We start from the raw sequence: 18,259 nt of genomic DNA on the forward strand, positions 1-18,259 counted from the left end.
GGTTGGGCTGCCAAGAAAGGGGTTGTGTCGTTCGCTGGCGAGCTTGCGGATCTGCTCTCGCTCCAGGCTGCCGGGGCCGGTGGTCGAAGGGGCTGGCCGAGCCTCCGTGTCGTCCAGCAGTGACTGGACGTCGCCGAGCTCCTTGAGAAGCTCTTTTTTTCGTGTCTCCCGGTCGCTCATGGTGGTGTCCGTGGCGTGTTCAGCCCAGTTCGTGTGTGGTGACCGGGAAGCCCCGCTCGCGGTAGTAGCGAAATCGGTCACGCCCGGCCTGTCTTTCATTCTCGGCACCGCTGATCATCTCTGCAACCCGCTGGAAACGGGAGGCAAAATCCGGCACCTGATCGGTCAGGTTGATCAGCACATCGTGGTGGTCGCCGGGATCCTCGCCGTGACCCAGGATGACCGGGGCCTTGCCTTCCTGCTGAGTCCCGTGGGGCAGGAAGCCAGTGGCAGGAGTCTGCCAGAACTGCTGGTCCAGTTGCCGTGCATGGTCCGCATCCCGGCAATGAATATAGACCAGCCGGCCCTGTTTCTGGGCCTTGTCGGCAATGCGCCAGGCCAGCGCCTGACGAACGCCGTCGCCAGCTTTGTTGCTCAGGTAGAAAGTCACTTCGGTCATGGTGGGCCTGCGGGCGTCAGACGTGAAAAATGCACGTCTGACGCGTGGGTTGCGCTGTCGTCGCCGGCCATCAGGTTTCCGGCGACCGGTCCATTACTGGCTCAGGTTCATCAGATAGCGGGTCAGCATGGGCACCGGGCGACCGGTGGCTCCTTTGCTCATGCCGCCGCTGATCCAGGCGGTGCCGGCGATATCCAGATGCGCCCATTTCACGTCCTTGGCAAAACGTGACAGGAAGCAGGCGGCAGTGATGGAGCCGGCTTTGGGGCCGCCGATGTTCTGCATGTCGGCGAAGGGACTGTCCAGCTGGCTCTGGTACTCGTCCCACAGGGGCATGGGCCAGCCCCGGTCACCGGTCTCCTGGCCGGCGGCCAGCAGCGCCTGGCTGAGATCATCGTCGTTGCTATATACCGCCTGGGCATGGGCGCCCAGGGCGACAACGCAGGCGCCGGTGAGGGTCGCGACATCGATGACGGTGTGTGGTTTGTGTTTCTGTTGCACATAGGTCAACGCATCACACAGCACCAGCCGGCCTTCCGCGTCAGTATTGAGAATTTCCACGGTCTGCCCGGACAGGGTCTTGACGATATCCCCGGGCCGGGAAGCGCGCCCGTCGGGCATGTTTTCCGCCGCTGCAACCACCGCCACCATGTGGATGGGCAGGTCCAGCTCGCACACGGTCTTGACGCTGCCGAACACGCTGGCAGCACCGCCCATGTCGTATTTCATCTCGTCCATATTGGCGCCGGGCTTGAGAGAGATGCCGCCGGTATCGAAGGTGATGCCCTTGCCGACCAGGGCCACGGGGCCCGCCTTGCCGGGTTTGGCGCCCTTGTATTCCATGACGATAATCTGGCCCTGGCGCTCGGAACCCTTGGCCACGGCAACGAAGGCGCCCATGCCCATTTTTTCAGCCTGGGCCTGACTGATCACCTTGACGGTGAGTTTGTCGTAGGCCTTGCCCAGATCTCGGGCCACGCCGCTCAGGTACTCCGGGTAGCAGTCGTTGGGCGGCAGATTGCCCAGGTCCCGGGCCAGGTTGACGCCGCTTGCCACGCCTTTGCCGGTCTTGCTTGCCTTGCTCAGGGCGGCATCTTTTTCCGCATGCCAGAAGGTCCATTTGCCCAGCTTGCTGGCCGGTGCCGGCTTGCTGCGGTACTGATCGAAACGGTAAGTGCTTTCTTCTGCCACCCGGGTGCCTTCTCGGGCCTGCCACTCCAGACTTTGCGGCAGGCTTGCGTCGAGCAACCAGACGGCGTGTTTGACCGGTGCTTTGCGAACCGTTTTCACCGTCTGGCGCAGCAGTTCCTGCCACTGCAGATCGGAGGGCTGCTTGTCGCCCCGGCCTACCAGCAGCAGGCGAGCGGCGGCCAGACCTTCCGGTTGGTGCAGCCAGCTCATCTGGCCCTTGCTGCCGTCAAAGTCGCCGGCCTTGATGAAACGGGTGAGCTGGTCGCGGGTGCTCTCCGGCAGTGACTCCGGAAGATCGCTGTTCTTGCCCAGCACCAGAATCAGTGCATCGGCTTTGAATTTGTCCAGGGGCCTGTTGCTCACTGCGAAGTCCATGCTGTCTCCATATCAATCAAGGTATGACACGCGGCAAGAGCGCTTGCCGGTGCGAAAACAGGGAAATAGTGGGCTGTTCGGCGTTCAAACGCAATCGGGGCAGGGTGCCGGGGCGTGCCGGGTTGCCAGCGAAACCGCCGCTGTCAGCGGTATTTCATTGCGCTTGATTATCACCTTGGCCAGTCAGTCAGTTACACTAGGACCCATTCACTGCTGCCGCAGGTGCCTGGTTGCCGGGTCGCCCGCGCGGTATGTGCCGCTCCCGCAGGCGATCAGTCCTGCCTTTTCGGGGTGTCGGTGCCTTTTTGCAGACATGAATGAGTGGGCCAGCCCTTGATTCTTCATCGTTATATTAACCGGCAAGTCTTCATGACCACCGTCATGGTCACCTTTATTCTGGTGATGGTGTTGGTCAGTGGCCGGTTTATCAAATACCTCGCCGAAGCCGCCGCCGGCGAAATCGCCGCCGACGCCCTGTTTTTGGTGATGGCGTTCCGGATGCCGGAATTCCTGCAGATGATCGTCCCCCTCAGCCTCTATATCGGCCTGCTGCTGGTGCTCGGTCGCATGCACATGGATAACGAGATGGTGGTGCTGCAGGCCGGTGGCCAGGGCCATCGCCGGATCGTCCGGTCACTGATTCTGCCTATCCTCATGGCCACTACCCTGGTCGCCATGTTTTCCCTCTATGTGACGCCAAGGGGCGATGCGGAAGTGAACCGCATCTTTGAAGAGCAGAAAGACCGCTCGGTGCTGGAACTGCTCACCCCGGGGCGTTTCCACGTAAAAGGCTCCAGCAATACCCAGCGTGCCACCTACGCGGAGCAGATGAACCGGGAAAAAGGCGTGCTGGAAAATGTGTTCGTGGCGGATGCCCGGTTCCAGGCCCGCGGCGAGGCGGATCGTTTGCTGACGGTCTGGGCCAAGAGCGGCAAGCTGGTACAGGAAGAGGGCATCAGCTATCTGTTACTGACCGAGGGCTTCCAGTATCAAGGCAAGCCGGGCCAGAGTGACTACAAGGAAATCGGCTTCAAGGAAGCGAAGGTAAGAATCGGTAAGGAGCGAACCGACAGCCGCCCTCCCAAGGTGCGCGGTCGGCCGACGGCGGAGTTGATCAACGAACGGGACAACAGTCGCGATGCCATGGCGGAGTTGCAGTGGCGTATTTCCCTGATTCTGACCGTGCCCATCATGGCCCTGGCAGCGATTCCGCTGGCCCGGGTGAACCCGCGCCAGGGCCGTTTTTACCGGCTGATCCCGGCGGTGCTTGGCTACATGCTGTACGTGGGCATGCTGTTGGTCACACGCAGTGCTATCGAGGACCATGAGGGAGCTCTGCCCTGGTACCTGCACACTGGCTGGGTACACCTTACCGCAGTGATTGTGGTGTTCTTGTTGTATTTCGGCGGGCGGATTTTCCGCCGCAGGAGGCGGGCGTGAGATTACTGAAACGCTACTTCTGGCGGGCGGTATTGATTCCTACGCTGGCGATTCTGGGCATTATCGTGGGCCTGGATTGTCTGTTCGGGTTTATCTATGAACTGGAAGGTCTGCGTGGGGATTATCAGGCCATGCAGGCGCTGCAGTTTATTCTCACCACCACCCCCCGGCGTGTGCATGAATACCTGCCGATGGCCATCTTGCTGGGGACCCTGATTGGCCTCGGTCTGCTGGCCAATAGCGGCGAGTTGTCGGTGATTCGGGCTTCCGGTGTCTCCACATTGAAGGTGAGCTGGCTGGTGTTGCGTCCGGTTTTCCTGCTGATCCTGCTGTCCATTCCTCTTGGTGAATACCTGACGCCCTATTCGGAGCAGGTGGCGCAGAGTAACCGTTCCATGGCGGAAGGGGGCGGCGAGGCGCTGCGTTCCAAATATGGTTACTGGCACCGGGAAGGGCCGGAGTTCATTCATATCAACGCGGTGCAACCCAACGGTGTGCTGCATGGGTTGACCCGCTATCGCTTTGATGACAATCACAAGCTCACGGAAACCCAGTTTGTCGAGCGGGCCATTTACCAAGGCGATTACTGGTCACTGGAAGGCATCAAGGGAACCCGGCTTTCCGATGAAGGTACCGAAGTCTTCAATCGCGATAACGCCCGGTGGCAAACCAAGCTGACTCCGCAGCTGCTCAGTATCGTGGTGCTGGAACCGGATCATCTGGCCATGGCCAAGCTGCTCGAGTATACCGATTACCTGAAACGCCAGGGACTGGAAACCGCCGATTACATGCTGAGTTTCTGGCAGAAACTGTTCATGCCGCTGGCCACGATCGGCATGGTGCTGATCGCCATCTCTTTCGTGTTCGGGCCACTGCGAGAGGTCACCATGGGCCTGCGTCTCACCGCAGGGATTGTGGCCGGGCTGATCTTCCATTACGGCCAGCAGTTCTTTGGCCAATTATCGCTGGTGTTTCATACCGAACCCTTGATGGCGGCGGTTGTACCACCGGCGCTGTGTCTCATCCTGGGGGTCTGGCTCCTGCAGCGGGTACGATAATAATGACAATCTGGAGGGGGCAGGGGCGCACCCATAAAGGGCGCAGACCTGCCAATGAAGACACCCTGGTGTGCCGGGACAGTGACGGGCTGTGGGCGGTGATCGATGGCATGGGAGGGCACGATGCCGGTGATCTGGCCGCTACCATTATCCGTGAATCCCTGGACACGGTGGCGCTGGGGGGCGGTATTGCCCACCGGCTGATGGCCGTGGAATCCGCCTTGCAGAGCGCCAATCACGCCATTCGCCATCATGCGGCACTGCACCTGCGCAGCAAGCCCATGGGGGCCACTGTGGCAGTGCTGCTGATTTATCGGGATGAGGCTGCCGTGCTGTGGGCCGGAGATGCCCGACTATATCGCCATGTGGGGGAAGAGATGACCCGGTTGACCCGGGATCATACGCCGGTTCAGGCCCTGGTGGATGCGGGGGACATTGATGAGCGCCAGGCCATGTCCCACCCCCGGGCCCATGTGATCTATCAGGCCATTGGCAATGGCGACAAGCTGAAACTGGAGCAGGCCCGTTTTGATCTTTCTGCGGATCAACAGTTTCTGCTGACCACTGATGGCGTGCATTCGGTCCTCACGGTGGACGATCTGGGGCGCCTGATGGGACAGGGTGCCAGCGAGTCTGCCATCCTCAAAGCCGCGCTCAATGCGGGTAGCCGGGATAACGTGACGGCGGTAAAAGTGTCCGCTAATGGGCATTACGAGTGACAAATCTTTCTCCGAGGCTGGCAAAGCCGTCATCTGCTGGTATACTCGCGCACCACTGCCAGAGTGGTGGAATTGGTAGACACGACGGATTCAAAATCCGTTGCCTTCGCGGGCGTGCCGGTTCAAGTCCGGCCTCTGGTACCAAATGATAAAAAAGCCCGCTTCGCGCGGGCTTTTTTATGGGCGCAGCACAATGGCCCGACGCGGAATGGAGTGACCTGATGGAGAAGCTGCAACCTGCCGGTTTGCTCAAACGTCTGATGGCGTTGGTGTATGACGGTTTTCTGGTGATGGCCCTGTGGTTCGTGACCGCGGGTATTTTTGTGCTGGTATATCCCCATACCGGTTTGCCGGAAGAATCCATCAACGGTGTGACCCGTGCGGCACCGGGTTTTCTCAAAGGCATTCTGTTGCCGCTATTGCTGGTGGAAACCTGGCTGTTTTATGCCTGGTTCTGGATGCGCGGCGGCCAGACGCTGGGTATGCGTGCCTGGAGGCTGCAGGTGCAGGATTATCGGGGTGGGTCGGTCAAGCTGTGGCAGACCGTGGTCCGTTTTCTGGGCGCCTGTGTTTCCTGGGCGCTATTCGGCGCCGGTTATCTGGTGGTGCTGATTGCTCCTCACCAGACACTGCACGACCGCCTGTCCGCCACTGCCACGGTGGAATTGCCGAAAAAGCCGAAGAAGAGCTGATTTCCCCTCGCACTTTATTCGCGAGGCCGCCGTAGAGGTCTTGATGAAGGGTGTTTTTTCCACGTGGCAGAGCAGGTATCCTTGCCACCCCCAATAGCTTCCGTGCCGGTACAGTACGTGAACGTCGACGATTTTGATTTTGCTCTCCCGGACGGGCTGATTGCCCGCCACCCGCCTGCCGAGCGACGCGATGCCCGCTTGCTGGCGCTCACCCGTGATGCCCTCCAGCATCAGCAATTCCCGGATCTGCTTTCTCATGTGCGGCCCGGCGATCTGCTGATTTTTAACGATACCCGGGTGATCCCCGCTCGTCTGTTCGGTCAGAAGGAAAGCGGCGGCAAGGTGGAAGTCCTGATCGAGCGGGTGGTGGATGACCGTGAGGCGCTGGCCCATGTGCGGGCTTCCAAATCGCCGAAGCCGGGTTCCTGGCTGCAGTTTGATGACGGCGTGCGAGCCCAGGTCACTGGCCGCCGGGATGCCCTGTTCATTCTTGCGTTCCATGGCTGTGACACCTTGCTCGCGGCGCTCGAGCGTATCGGTCACGTACCGTTGCCGCCTTACATCGACCGGCCGGATGAAGCCGGGGACATGGAGCGCTACCAGACCGTCTATGCCAGGGAGCCGGGCGCCGTGGCGGCGCCCACCGCCGGCCTGCATTTTGATGACGAGATGCTGGCGGCGCTGGAGCAGCACGGGGTGGATATCGGTTTTGTCACCCTCCATGTTGGCGCGGGGACCTTCCAGCCGGTGCGGGTGGACAAGGTGGAAGACCACCACATGCACAGTGAGCGCTACCAGATCCCCGATTCACTGGTGGAGCAGGTGGCGCAGGCCCACGCCCGGGGTGGCCGGGTAGTGGCAGTGGGCACCACCGCGTTGCGGGCCCTGGAGGCGGCCAGTCAGTCCGGCGCCTTGATGGCGGGGCAGGGGGAGACCGATATCTTCATTTATCCGGGTTACCGTTTCCGGCTGGTGGATTGCCTGGTCACCAATTTCCATCTTCCCAAATCCACTCTGCTGATGCTGATTAGTGCCTTTGCGGGCCGCGAACGGGTCATGGCTGCTTACCAGGCGGCCATTGATGCGCAGTACCGGTTTTTCAGCTATGGCGATGCCATGTTTATCGAGCGGGTGGAGATGCCTCCCGCAGAGGGGCGTTAAATGTCTCGAATGCACTTTTCTCTCAGCGGCACCGATGGTGCCGCCAGGCGCGGGCAGATCACCTTTCCCCGCGGTACTATCCAGACCCCCGCCTTTATGCCGGTGGGCACCTATGGCACCGTCAAGGGCATGTTGCCGAAGGATCTGGCCGATACCGGTGCCGAGATCTGCCTGGGCAATACCTTCCACCTGATGTTGCGCCCGGGCACTGAAGTGATCGAGGCCCATGGTTCCCTGCATGGCTTTATGCAATGGGATAAACCGATTCTTACCGACTCCGGCGGTTTCCAGGTGTTCAGCCTAGGCGAGATGCGCAAGATTTCCGAGCAGGGGGTGGTGTTCAAGAACCCCATCAACGGCGACAAGGTGGAACTGACCCCGGAAAAGGCCATGCAGGTACAACGCTCTCTGGGCAGTGATATCTGCATGATCTTTGATGAATGCACGCCTTTCCCGGCCACCGAACAACAAGCCCGGGATTCCATGGAGCTGTCCCTGCGCTGGGCCCGGCGTTCCAAAGACGCCCATGAAGGGAATGATGCAGCCTGCTTCGGTATCGTACAGGGCGGCATGTATGACACTCTCCGTCGGGAATCCCTGGCCGGGCTGGTGGACATCGGCTTTGACGGTTATGCCGTTGGCGGGTTGAGCGTGGGAGAGCCCCAGGAGGACATGCTGCGTACCCTGGGCAACTTGACGCCCCACATGCCTGCGGATCGCCCCCGCTACCTGATGGGCGTGGGCAAGCCGGAGGATATCGTGGAAGCAGTCCGGCGCGGCGTAGACATGTTTGATTGTGTGATGCCCACCCGGAATGCCCGTAACGGTCACCTGTTTACCGCCGAAGGCGTGGTGAAAATCCGCAACGCCCGGCATCGTCATGATCTGGCTCCCCTGGAATCGGACTGTGACTGCTATACCTGCCAGCATTTCTCTCGCAGCTATCTGCACCATCTGGACCGCTGCAACGAAATGCTGGGCTCCCAACTCAATACCATCCATAACCTGCGTTATTATCAGCGCCTGATGGCTGGATTGCGGGGGGCCATTGAAGGGGGTACATTGTCCGCCTTTGTGGACGACTTCTATGCAGCGCGAGGCCAGCAAACCCCCGCGCTGTAGGGTGCAACCGGCTATTCGGGGCACCCTTCGCTTATTGAAAACTTGGAGTAATCAATGAAAATCGCAATGCGTTCCATCCTGGCCTTGCTGGCCACCGGCCTGATTTCCCCGGCTTATGCGGCTGCGCCTGCGGGCCCGGGCGGTGTGGAGCTGATCATGCTGGTGGTGATGATGGTGGTGTTCTACTTCTTCCTGATTCGTCCCCAGCAAAAACGCGCCAAGGAGCACAAAAACCTGGTGGAAAGCCTGAGCAAGGGCGACGAAGTGGTCACCAGCGGCGGCATCCTGGGCCGTATCAGCAAGGTGACCGATGACTTCGTGGTGGTGGAAATCAGCAATAACCTGGAAATCAAACTGCAGAAAGGCAGTGTCCAGGCAACCCTGCCCAAAGGCACCATCAAGTCCATCTAAAAACAACGGTCAGCCCCGTCCTGTACGGGGCTTTTTACAGGCTCAAAAACCTGTTTTACCCGGGGGTGAGCGCGCAGCGCTTTTCATTCCCGGGCCCAAGGACCGGCAACACCGGAAAGTATTATGACCCGCTACCCCCGCTGGAAATTTTTCCTGCTACTGACCGCTCTGATCGTCTGCGGCCTGTACGCGCTCCCCAATCTTTACCCCGATGCGCCTGCCATCCAGATCAGCCACGCAGAGGCCGGTGGTGAAGTCACCGATGTGGCTCGTCAGAGGGTGCTTGGCGCTCTGGATGATGCCGGTCTCAACCACGGGCCAGGTGAAACGGTTGGTACCTCGCTGCTGGTCCGCCTGGATGATACGGAGGCACAACTTCGCGCACGGGAAATCGCTGCCAACCTGTTGGGCGATAACTACGTGGTGGCCTTGAACCTGGCGGCGACCACCCCCCAATGGCTGCGTGCTGTGGGTGCCAGCCCCATGAACCTGGGGCTGGATCTGCGGGGCGGGGTGCATTTCCTGCTGCAGGTGGATATGGACGACGTGGTGACCAGCCGCATGGAAGCCTGGGCGGGGAATGCCAAGCTGACCCTGCGTGATGCCGGGGTTCGCTATCGCAGCGTGGAGGTGGATGGCACAACCATTACTGCCACCTTTGCAGATCAGGTGGCCGCCGATGCGGCCCGGGCGCCATTGCGCCGCGCACTGGATAACTTTGCCATGAAGCCGGCGGGTGACAGCCCGGAAGTGGTGCTGACACTGAATGACAGTGCGCTCAAGGAAATGCAGGACTATGCGGTGGATCAGAACCGCACCGCCCTGAACAAGCGGGTCAATGAACTGGGTGTGGCGGAAGCCGTGGTGCAGCGCCAGGGCTCCGACCGGATTGTGGTGCAGTTGCCAGGGATTCAGGATGCGTCCCAGGCCCGCCGGATCCTTGGTCGTACTGCGACCCTGGAATTTCGCCTGGTGGACAACAGCGTGTCGTCTGCGCGCCTGCGTACCGGGGTAGCACCGCCGGGGCTGGAGTTTTTCCCCTTCAAGGGCCAGGAAGGCCGTATTGTTGCCTTGAGCAAGTCCAAAATCGCCACCGGTGACCAGGTCATTGATGCGCGTATGGGCTTCGATCAGCAGAACGGTTCACCGGAAGTGAATGTGACGCTGGACGGGGATGGCGCCAAGCGCATGCAGCGCATCACCGGCAAGAATGTGGGTAACCCCATGGGGGTGCTGTTCATCGAGACCAAGACCGATGTCCAGAAGACCACCGATGCCGATGGCAACACCGTGGACAAGATGGTCAGCACCACGGACAAGTACGTGATCAACGTGGCCACCATTCAGGATACCCTGGGCAGCCGTTTCCGCATCACCGGTCTGGACAACCCGGCGGAAGCCTCCGAGCTGGCCCTGCTGCTGCGTGCCGGTTCTCTGGCGGCGCCGGTGAGCATTGTCGAAGAGCGTACCGTGGGCCCGAGCCTGGGTGCGGAAAATATCGAAGCCGGCCTCAAGTCCATGGCACTGGGCCTGGTCCTGGTGCTGATCTTTATGGTGGTCTGGTACAAGGTGTTTGGCCTGGTGGCCAATGTGGCCCTGCTCGGCAACCTGGTGATCATCGTTGGCATCATGTCACTGATTCCCGGCGCAACCCTGACCCTGCCCGGCATTGCCGGTATCGTACTGACCGTGGGTATGGCGGTGGACGCCAACGTGCTGATTTTCGAGCGGGTGAAAGAAGATCTGCGCCGTGGCCTCAAGCCACTGCAAGCCATTGAAGAGGGCTACGGCAAGGCCTTCACCACCATTCTGGATGCCAATATCACCACCCTGATCGTGGCGGTGATCCTGTTTGCTGCCGGTACCGGGTCGGTACAGGGGTTCGCGGTAACCCTGTTCATCGGCATTCTCACTTCCATGTTCACGTCCATCATCGGCACCCGTGCCATGGTGGAAATGATCTACGGTCGCGGTGCCCGTGCACCGGCCAAACTGAGTATCTGAGGCGGTGATGGCGATGAGTAAGGCAGAAATGAACGTCAATTTTATGGGTGCCCGAAAACCTCTGGGAATCCTGTCCATCGCGCTGGTAGTGATCTCCGTGGTGCTGTTGGTGACCCGGGGCCTGAATCTGGGCCTGGATTTCACTGGTGGTACTACCATCGTGGTGAAAAGTCCGGTGGATGTGGAGCTGTCGCAGACAAGAGCGGATCTGTCCGAGGCCGGTTTCGGTGACGCGGTGGTCCAGCATTATGGTTCGCCCAAGGAAGTGAATATCCGTGTGGCGCCAAAAGACAGCGTGGATGCGGACAAGATCGGCTACGTGGTATTCGATGCACTCAAGGCTGAGAACAGTGATCTGGAATTGCTGAAGGTGGAGTTTGTCGGCCCACAGGTGGGCGATGAACTGCGTGATGAATCCGGTACGGCCATGCTGCTGGCGTTGGGCTTGATGATGCTCTACGTGTGGTTTCGTTTTTCCAACAAGTTCGGTGTGGCGACGGTGGTGGCCCTGTTCCACGATGTGATTGTCGTGCTGGGTCTGTTTTCACTGTTGCAGTGGCCATTTGATCTGACGGTGCTGGCGGCGGTGCTGGCGCTGATTGGTTACTCGCTGAATGACTCCATCGTGGTGGCGGACCGGATTCGAGACGAGTTCCGCAATACCCGGGAAACGGATCCGGAAGCCATTATCAATGGTGCGGTGAACCAGACGCTGACCCGGACCATCAATACCTCCTTGACCACCCTGCTGGTATTGGTGGCGCTGTTCTTCTTCGGCGGTGAAGTGATGAAGGCGTTTTCCGAAGCCCTGATCGTCGGGGTGTTGGTGGGTACCTATTCATCCATCTACGTGGTCACCAACATTCTGTTCATGATGAAGGTGACCAAGGAAGACTTCCTGATTCCGGAACCGGAAGAGCTGGATGAAACACCGTAAAAGCAGTGAATGGTTAACAATTCATCGTTAATAGCTAAACCTAAAAAAGCCGCGATTGTTCGCGGCTTTTTTGTTTCTGTAGATGCGAGTTACGACAAAACCGGTTTCGCCTTTCGCGACTCGCACCTCGCCTTTTACCCGAAGTTCTGTTTTTTCATCCATGGGATGATGCGTTCAAAGGCTTCCTCGATCTGGTCCAGGGAGGTGGAATAGCTGATGCGCAGGGCATGCTTGCCGGCTTCCCCGAAGGTGTCGCCGGGGATGGTGCAGACGCCGGTTTCACGCAGCATTTTCAGGGCCACATTGGCGCCGTCCACCCCATCCGGCAGGGACGGGAACAAATAAAAGGCGCCATCAGGCTGGTATCCGGTCAGGTACGGGGTCTGTTCCACCAGTTCCACCAGCCGGTCCCGACGGTGCTGGTATTCCGCCACCATGCTGTCAATAAAGTCATTGCTGCCGCGCAACGCAGCAACCCCGGCCCACTGGCAGGGGGTGTTGGCCACCGTGGTGGTGAACATGTGGTAACGGCGCAATTTCTTGATGGCGCCCTGGCTGCCGATCAGCCAGCCGATGCGCATGCCGGCCATGGAAAAGGTTTTCGAGAAGCTGCTGATCACCATCACATGGTCCAGGTCCGAGCAGCAGGACAGCACGCTGGGGTAATCCCGACCGTCATAGATCAGGTGGTCATAGACCTCGTCACTGATCACATGAATGCCCCGGTAGGCCGCTTCTTCCACGATGGCTTCAATGGTTTCCCGTGGGTAGATGGTGCCGGTGGGGTTGCTGGGGGAATTGAGGACCACGGCAAAGGTATTCGGCCCCATGGCATCAATCACTTCCTGGGGGTCAAGCTGATGGTTGTTCTCTGCCCGGGTTGCAATGGTTTTTACGGTGCCGCCATTCATGCGGATCAGGGGGCCGTACAGCATGAATGACGGGTCGGGCACGATGAACTCCCGCCCGGGTGCAGAAGTGGCGGTGAGCGCCAGATAGATCGCCTCGGTGGCGCCGGTGGTGATCATCAGGTTTTCCGGCACCAGCGGGCGTTGGTATCGGTGGCTGTAGTATTCAGCCAGGGCTTCGAGCAGTTCCGGCAGGCCCGCGTCCATGGTGTAGCCGGTCTGCCCGGCGTTGAGGGCATCCACGGCGGCCTGGATAACATGGCCCGGGGGCTTGAAATCCGGTTGGCCAATGGAGAGATGAATAACATTGTCCAGGTCCGATGCCAGGTTCACCATGCGACGAATGCCCGGCACCGGAATGGTGAGCAGCGCCGGATTCCAGATCGGGTCTTCGCTTTCGTAGAAATCCGTATCCAGATTGATATTGCCCATCATGTGCTCCTTCTTTTTGATGCGCCGCTCTTCAGGCGGCGGCGACGGCGCGCCGCAAAACACGTGTCTAGTGTTGCAGCAATGGTGGCAACAGGGTGAATGGCTTGGCTTGCTCGAAGGCGTGCCCGGCGGCCAGGACCCGGGCATCGTCGAAACGGGCACCGACAATCTGCAGCCCCATGGGCAGGCCCTTGCTGTCCAGCCCCATGGGCACTGACAGTGCCGGCTGGCCAGTCAGGTTGAACGGATAGGTAAATGGGGTCCAGGTGGGCCAGCGGGTGCTGGGCCAGTCCACCGGTACTTCGCGGTTGGTGTCGAACGCCCCAAGAGGCAGGGTCGGAGTAATCAGCAAATCGTATTTGGTGTGAAAGACCGCCATGCGTTCGCTGACCGCCATGCGCTCGTTCATGGCGCCCAGGTAATCCAGCATGGAGAGTTTCTCGGCCTTGGTGGCGACTTCAATCAACGCCGGGTCCATCAGGCTGCGTTGGCGCTCACCGAGATCGCGCATGGCATTGGCCGCACCGCTATAGAAAAGGTGACTGAACGCGGCCAGCGGATTGCTGAATCCGGGGTCGGCTTCAGTGATGGTGGCGCCCAGATCTTCAAATACCCTGGCGGCGTCCTTGAACGCTTTCTCGATATCCGGATCCACATCCACATAACCCAGGTTGGTGCTCATGGCGATTTTCAGGCCCTTCATGGGTTGGTCCAGCGCCGCCAGATAATCAATATGACGGCGGGGGGCGGCCAGGCTGTCGCGGGCATCGGCTTCGCACATCACGTTCATCATGAGGGCGGCGTCCGCCACGGAACGGGTCATGGGGCCGGCGTGGGCGAGGGTGCCAAACGGGCTGGCGGGCCAGTGCGGGACCTCGCTGAAAGTGGGCTTGTGGCCGACGATGCCGCAGAAGCTGGCGGGGATGCGAATAGAGCCGCCGGCATCGGTGCCAAGCGCCAGTGGGGCCATGCCCGCGGAGACCGCGGCGGAACTGCCGCCGCTGCTGCCGCCGGCGGTTTTGGATGGATCCCAGGGGTTGTTGGTGGGCCCGCACAAGGGGCTGTCGGTAATCCCTTTCCAGCCGAACTCCGGGGTCGTGGTCTTTCCCAGCGGGACATAGCCATGGCGCTCCAGAGCGGCCACCGCCGGGGAGCGTTTGTTCAGGGTAGAGGCAGGGTCGATGGTTTTGGAGCCTTTCAGGGTCGGCCACATGGGGGTGAGAAAGACATCCTTGACGGCCACCGGTACACCATCCAGTAACCCTTCCGGAGTGCCTTGCTGATAGCGTTGTTCGGATTCACGGGCCCATTGCAGGGTGGTGTCGCGGTCAATCAGGCACCAGGCATTCAGGGCCGGGTCATGCTTTTCGATATGGTCCAGCAGGTTGGAGCAAACCTCTACGGGGGAGAGGGCGCCGGTCTGGTAGGCGGCTTTCAGCGCCTGGGCGCTCATGGTCAGTAGTTCCTTGCTCATCGGCATCACTCCTGGTTGACGCTAATCCTGTGTTTCTCTGCGTAGGGCTGCGGTCAGGCTCTTGCCTCAGGCATTACTGACGTAGCCGTGCTCCTTGCTGACCGGGTTGTTGAGCGGTTCCCCTTTCTGCCAGCGTTGAAAGTTATCGACAAATTGCTGACCCAGCGCGGCTCGCCAGCCGATAAAGTCACCGGCCATATGGGCGGACAGCATGGCCTTGGGTTCATCCCAGAGCGGGTGGTTGGCGTGCAGGGGTTCTTCTTCGAACACGTCCAGAGCAACGCCGCCCAGATGCCCGCTTTGCAGGGCGGCCAGCAGCGCTGACGTTTCCACGATGGGGCCGCGCCCCACATTGATCAGTACCGCACCGGGCTTCATGCGCAGGAACTGGTCAGCGTCGAACAGCCCTTCGGTTTGCGGCGTCAGTGGTGCGGTAATGATGACGTAGTCCGCTTCCGGGAGAAGATCGGGCAGATCCTGTTGGGCATGCACCCGCTCAAACGCTGCATCCTCCCGGGCGTTGCGGGCAGTGCCCACTACGCTTACGCCCAGGGCGCCCAGTACGGTTGCCACTTCCCGGCCAATGGAGCCGGCACCTACCACCAAGGCCCGGCTGTCTCGCAGTAGACGGGTTTCCCGGTGCTGCCAGCGGTGTTCCTTCATCAACGACAGGTTGGTGAGCGTGTCCTTGGCAAACAGCAACATGGCGCCGAGCACATATTCGGCAATACCCCTGTCAAAAATACCTCTGGCATTGGTGACAGGAATGTCGCTGTCACGCACTTGGGGAATCATCAGGGCATCCACCCCCGCGCTTGTGGCGTGTATCCAGCGAATTTTGCAGGGATCGGGCCAGACTTCCTGCAGCATCTCGGTGCGGAAATCGGTCACCAGCAAAATTTCCGTTTCCGGAAGGGCGGCTTCCAACTCCTCCCGATGCCGGGCCTCGCGAACCTCCGCTTGCCCCGCAAGGGCTTCAAGCCCGGGCATGGAGGGTTCATCCTCGGCCATCAGCACCGTAATTACCGGTTTGCTCATAATGCGACTCTTTCACTTTCCGGTGGCTTTCGAATTCAGCTTTTGCAGCCTGAGCAGCGTTTATCCTGGTTCTTGCATGTACTGGCAATCGCCTTGGCGAAGGTGCCCACGGCGATATCGATTTCCTCGCGAGTCACGTTGAGCGCAGGCAGCCAGCGAACCACCTGGCCCTTGTGACCACAGCGGAGCAGCAGGACGCCATCTTTCTCGCAGGCCTTGAGAATGGCCGCGGCGTGTTCGCCGTCTGCCACCCCCGGGGAGCGGGTGATCTCGGCGCCGAGCATCAGGCCCTGGCCGCGTATCTCTTCGATACAGGGGAAATCCTGCTGAACGGCCGTGAGCTTCTCCAGCAGATAGTCACCCATCTCGCGGGCATGCTCTACCAGTCCTTCTTCTTCGATCACGTCCAGCGTGGCGATGGCGGCAGCGCAGGCAACCGCGTTGGCGCCGTAGGTGCCGCCCTGGGAGCCCGGGTAGCCCTTGTCCATCAGGGATTTGCTGGCAGCGATGGCAGACAGGGGGTAACCACTGGCCAACCCCTTGGCGGTAATCAGGATGTCCCCGGACACCCCGCTGTGTTCGTGACTCCAGAACTTGCCGGTGCGCCCGTAGCCGGCCTGGATTTCATCGACGATAAGCAGGATGCCATGTTCCTTGCAGCGTGCCTGCAGCCCTTCCATGAAACGTTTCGGCGCCGGGTAGTAGCCGTACTCGCCCTGTACCGGTTCGATGATGATGGCCGCCGTGTCCTTGGGGTTGCACTCGGTGATCATCAGGTGATCGAGTTCTCCCAGACAGAAGTCCACGGTAGTGTCTTCGTCCCAGCCGTAGCGGTAGGCATGGGGGAAGGGGGCAACCGACACGCCCGCCATCAGCGGTGCCCAACCGGTGCGCACCTTGTTATTGGAGGTGGTCAACGACGCCGCGCCCATGGTCCTGCCATGAAAACCGCCACGAAACACCACAATGTTGGGGCGACCGGTAGCCTGTCGTGCCAGGCGGAATGCTGCTTCCACGGACTCACTGCCGGAATTGGAAAACGCCACAGCATCCATATGGGCGGGCAGATGCTTGTAGAGCCGATCCGTCAGTTCAACCATATTGGGGTGTTTGACGGTGGCATATTGCGCATGGACCAGTTTGGCGACCTGCTCCTGAGCCGCAGCCACCACTTTCGGATGACAGTGACCGGTGGAGGTCACACCGATCCCGGAGGTGAAATCCAGCCAGCGGTTGCCATCCTCGTCGTAGAGCCAGTTTCCTTCGCCGCGCTCGGCACAAATACCGCTGGATTGCACCAGCAGGGGGGACAGGTGACTCATAGTGCCTCCTTTCTGTTGTTGGCTTGCCGGCGCAGCGTCAGGCTGCCAGCCACTGGCATAGCCGTTGTCCGGTTTCCCGGGTGCCTGAAAAAGGGTCACCGTTCGCCTCGCGGGCCAGGTCCGCCTGAATCAGGTCATGCAGATGTTGTGCCGCACTGCCGATGGCCGGGTGATGGTGGGCCAGATTTTCCAGCAACATGGCCAGGCTCATCAGGGTGGCGCGGGGGTCGGCCAGGTTCTGGCCGGCAATGTCCGGGGCGCTGCCGTGTACCGGTTCAAAGAGGGCGGGCAGCGTGGGTTCATCCGGGTTCAGGTTGGCGGATGGGGCGAGCCCCGGTCCGCCGCACAATACCGCTGCCAGGTCGGTAAGAATGTCACCGTGCAGATTGCTGGCGACCACCACGTCGAAGCGCCAGGGGCACTGCACGAACTTCATGCAGGCCGCATCCACCAGCTCGTGGTGAGTGTCCACGTCGGGAAATTCGTTGGCGATGCGCTGAAAGGTATCCGTATACAGGTCGCCCCAGAAGGGCTGGGCATTGCGCTTGGTGATCAGGCATACCTGGGCGTGCTTGCCGTTCTTGAACTGACGGGGTGTTTCGCGCTGGGCGGCCCGTTGACGGGCCCGATGGAAGGCATGGCGGATCAGTCGTTCGGTGGCGCGGGCGGTAAACACCTCCACCTGGGTGGCCACTTCCTGAGCAGTGCCCGGCGCCAGCCGCCCGCCCTGGCCGCTGTATTCGCCTTCGCTGTTCTCGCGAATCACCAGCATATCCACTTCGCGGGCGCGTGGATCGGCCAGATACTGGGGCGCGCCGGGCAGCCAGTGGGCCGGGCGTTCGCAGGCCCACAGGTCGAGCTGTTTGCGCAGGGCCAGTAACGGTGCCAAAGACACGCTGTCGGACAGGACAAAACGGGAAGGGTCTTCCAGCGGGCCGGGATCCCCCAGGGCGCCCAGCAGCATGGCATCAAACTCGCGAAGCTGCGCCACGCCGTCGCCGGGCATCATCTCCCCATGGGCCTGATGCCAGGCGTGGGACGGCCAGTCAAAGCGGGTATATCCTAACGGCAGCTGGTAGCGCTGGATCAGCAGGTTCAGGACCGCCTCTGCCACATCCGTCACTTCCGGGCCGATGCCGTCACCGGGAAGCAGGGCGATGTTCAACGCTTGTCCCATTCCGCCTCCTTATCAGCTGCAGGTCGCTCTCTCCACGCTGCAATACGGGCTGTCCTGGCAGTGGCGGCAATGGATGCCCGCGATGCAAGCCTGTGTGCGCGGAGGTGAAGCGCTCCGGTTTCTGCAAGCGATGCGTTAATGCTCAGCTTGCAGTGTGTCTCGTGAAGCTGTTGTTAGGT

At 60.6% G+C, this 18,259-nt stretch carries 16 protein-coding genes, 1 tRNA gene and 1 pseudogene; 10 read left to right on the plus strand and 8 right to left on the minus strand.

What is annotated here, in order from left to right:
- From A3714_RS18215 to A3714_RS08745, 3 genes and pseudogenes are all read right to left on the minus strand, one after another.
- A pseudogene (locus A3714_RS18215) lies at window positions 1-180 on the minus strand (hypothetical protein); the annotation flags it as partial.
- A gap of 19 nt (window positions 181-199) precedes the next feature.
- Window positions 200-619, minus strand: a complete 420-nt coding sequence (locus tag A3714_RS08740) for a DNA polymerase III subunit chi (protein ID WP_062817900.1) — start codon at window positions 617-619, stop codon at window positions 200-202.
- Between the two features lie 93 nt (window positions 620-712).
- On the minus strand, window positions 713-2,185 hold the full coding sequence (locus A3714_RS08745; RefSeq protein ID WP_063509309.1) for a leucyl aminopeptidase: 1,473 nt from the start codon (window positions 2,183-2,185) through the stop codon (window positions 713-715).
- Between the two features lie 321 nt (window positions 2,186-2,506).
- Between A3714_RS08745 and lptF the strand changes: the two genes are divergently transcribed.
- The 10 genes from lptF (at window position 2,507) to secF (ending at window position 11,729) form a co-directional block, all read left to right on the plus strand.
- Window positions 2,507-3,625 (plus strand): LPS export ABC transporter permease LptF, encoded by a 1,119-nt coding sequence (gene lptF, locus A3714_RS08750; RefSeq protein ID WP_255357643.1) that lies wholly within the window; start codon window positions 2,507-2,509, stop codon window positions 3,623-3,625.
- Window positions 3,622-4,683: an LPS export ABC transporter permease LptG gene (gene lptG, locus A3714_RS08755; RefSeq protein ID WP_063509308.1), complete on the plus strand. Its 1,062-nt coding sequence runs from the start codon at window positions 3,622-3,624 to the stop codon at window positions 4,681-4,683. Before lptF ends, lptG begins: the two co-directional genes overlap by 4 nt.
- Before the next feature lie 2 nt (window positions 4,684-4,685).
- Window positions 4,686-5,402, plus strand: coding sequence for a PP2C family serine/threonine-protein phosphatase (locus A3714_RS08760; protein ID WP_062817903.1), 717 nt, complete (start codon window positions 4,686-4,688; stop codon window positions 5,400-5,402).
- A 57-nt stretch (window positions 5,403-5,459) separates the two neighbouring features.
- Window positions 5,460-5,546: transfer RNA gene (locus tag A3714_RS08765), tRNA-Leu, on the plus strand.
- A gap of 77 nt (window positions 5,547-5,623) precedes the next feature.
- Window positions 5,624-6,094, plus strand: coding sequence for an RDD family protein (locus tag A3714_RS08770; protein WP_062816638.1), 471 nt, complete (start codon window positions 5,624-5,626; stop codon window positions 6,092-6,094).
- A 117-nt stretch (window positions 6,095-6,211) separates the two neighbouring features.
- Window positions 6,212-7,255: a tRNA preQ1(34) S-adenosylmethionine ribosyltransferase-isomerase QueA gene (gene queA / locus A3714_RS08775; RefSeq protein ID WP_062816831.1), complete on the plus strand. Its 1,044-nt coding sequence runs from the start codon at window positions 6,212-6,214 to the stop codon at window positions 7,253-7,255.
- A gap of 9 nt (window positions 7,256-7,264) precedes the next feature.
- Window positions 7,265-8,377, plus strand: a complete 1,113-nt coding sequence (gene tgt / locus A3714_RS08780) for a tRNA guanosine(34) transglycosylase Tgt (protein ID WP_063509307.1) — start codon at window positions 7,265-7,267, stop codon at window positions 8,375-8,377.
- A gap of 54 nt (window positions 8,378-8,431) precedes the next feature.
- Complete coding sequence (gene yajC / locus A3714_RS08785) at window positions 8,432-8,788, plus strand: preprotein translocase subunit YajC (protein WP_231865998.1); 357 nt, start codon at window positions 8,432-8,434, stop codon at window positions 8,786-8,788.
- A gap of 123 nt (window positions 8,789-8,911) precedes the next feature.
- A complete protein-coding gene (secD, locus tag A3714_RS08790) occupies window positions 8,912-10,792 on the plus strand; it encodes a protein translocase subunit SecD (protein ID WP_063509306.1) in 1,881 nt (626 codons plus the stop codon).
- 13 nt (window positions 10,793-10,805) lie between these two features.
- Window positions 10,806-11,729: a protein translocase subunit SecF gene (secF, locus tag A3714_RS08795; RefSeq protein ID WP_062816641.1), complete on the plus strand. Its 924-nt coding sequence runs from the start codon at window positions 10,806-10,808 to the stop codon at window positions 11,727-11,729.
- A 134-nt stretch (window positions 11,730-11,863) separates the two neighbouring features.
- Here the strand turns inward: secF and A3714_RS08800 are convergent, their stop codons facing one another.
- The 5 genes from A3714_RS08800 to A3714_RS08820 all read right to left on the minus strand — a co-directional run bounded on the left by A3714_RS08800 (window position 11,864) and on the right by A3714_RS08820 (window position 18,080).
- Window positions 11,864-13,072, minus strand: a complete 1,209-nt coding sequence (locus A3714_RS08800; protein ID WP_062816642.1) for a pyridoxal phosphate-dependent aminotransferase — start codon at window positions 13,070-13,072, stop codon at window positions 11,864-11,866.
- A 64-nt stretch (window positions 13,073-13,136) separates the two neighbouring features.
- On the minus strand, window positions 13,137-14,543 hold the full coding sequence (locus tag A3714_RS08805; protein ID WP_062816643.1) for an amidase: 1,407 nt from the start codon (window positions 14,541-14,543) through the stop codon (window positions 13,137-13,139).
- A gap of 66 nt (window positions 14,544-14,609) precedes the next feature.
- Complete coding sequence (locus A3714_RS08810) at window positions 14,610-15,581, minus strand: D-2-hydroxyacid dehydrogenase (RefSeq protein WP_062816644.1); 972 nt, start codon at window positions 15,579-15,581, stop codon at window positions 14,610-14,612.
- Between the two features lie 35 nt (window positions 15,582-15,616).
- Window positions 15,617-16,903: an aspartate aminotransferase family protein gene (locus A3714_RS08815; RefSeq protein ID WP_062816645.1), complete on the minus strand. Its 1,287-nt coding sequence runs from the start codon at window positions 16,901-16,903 to the stop codon at window positions 15,617-15,619.
- Between the two features lie 37 nt (window positions 16,904-16,940).
- Window positions 16,941-18,080: an isocitrate/isopropylmalate dehydrogenase family protein gene (locus tag A3714_RS08820; RefSeq protein ID WP_062816646.1), complete on the minus strand. Its 1,140-nt coding sequence runs from the start codon at window positions 18,078-18,080 to the stop codon at window positions 16,941-16,943.
- Window positions 18,081-18,259 lie beyond the last annotated feature (179 nt).

It is taken from the genome of Alcanivorax sp. HI0007 (assembly GCF_001635525.1).
In the GTDB taxonomy this organism is placed as follows: domain Bacteria; phylum Pseudomonadota; class Gammaproteobacteria; order Pseudomonadales; family Alcanivoracaceae; genus Alcanivorax.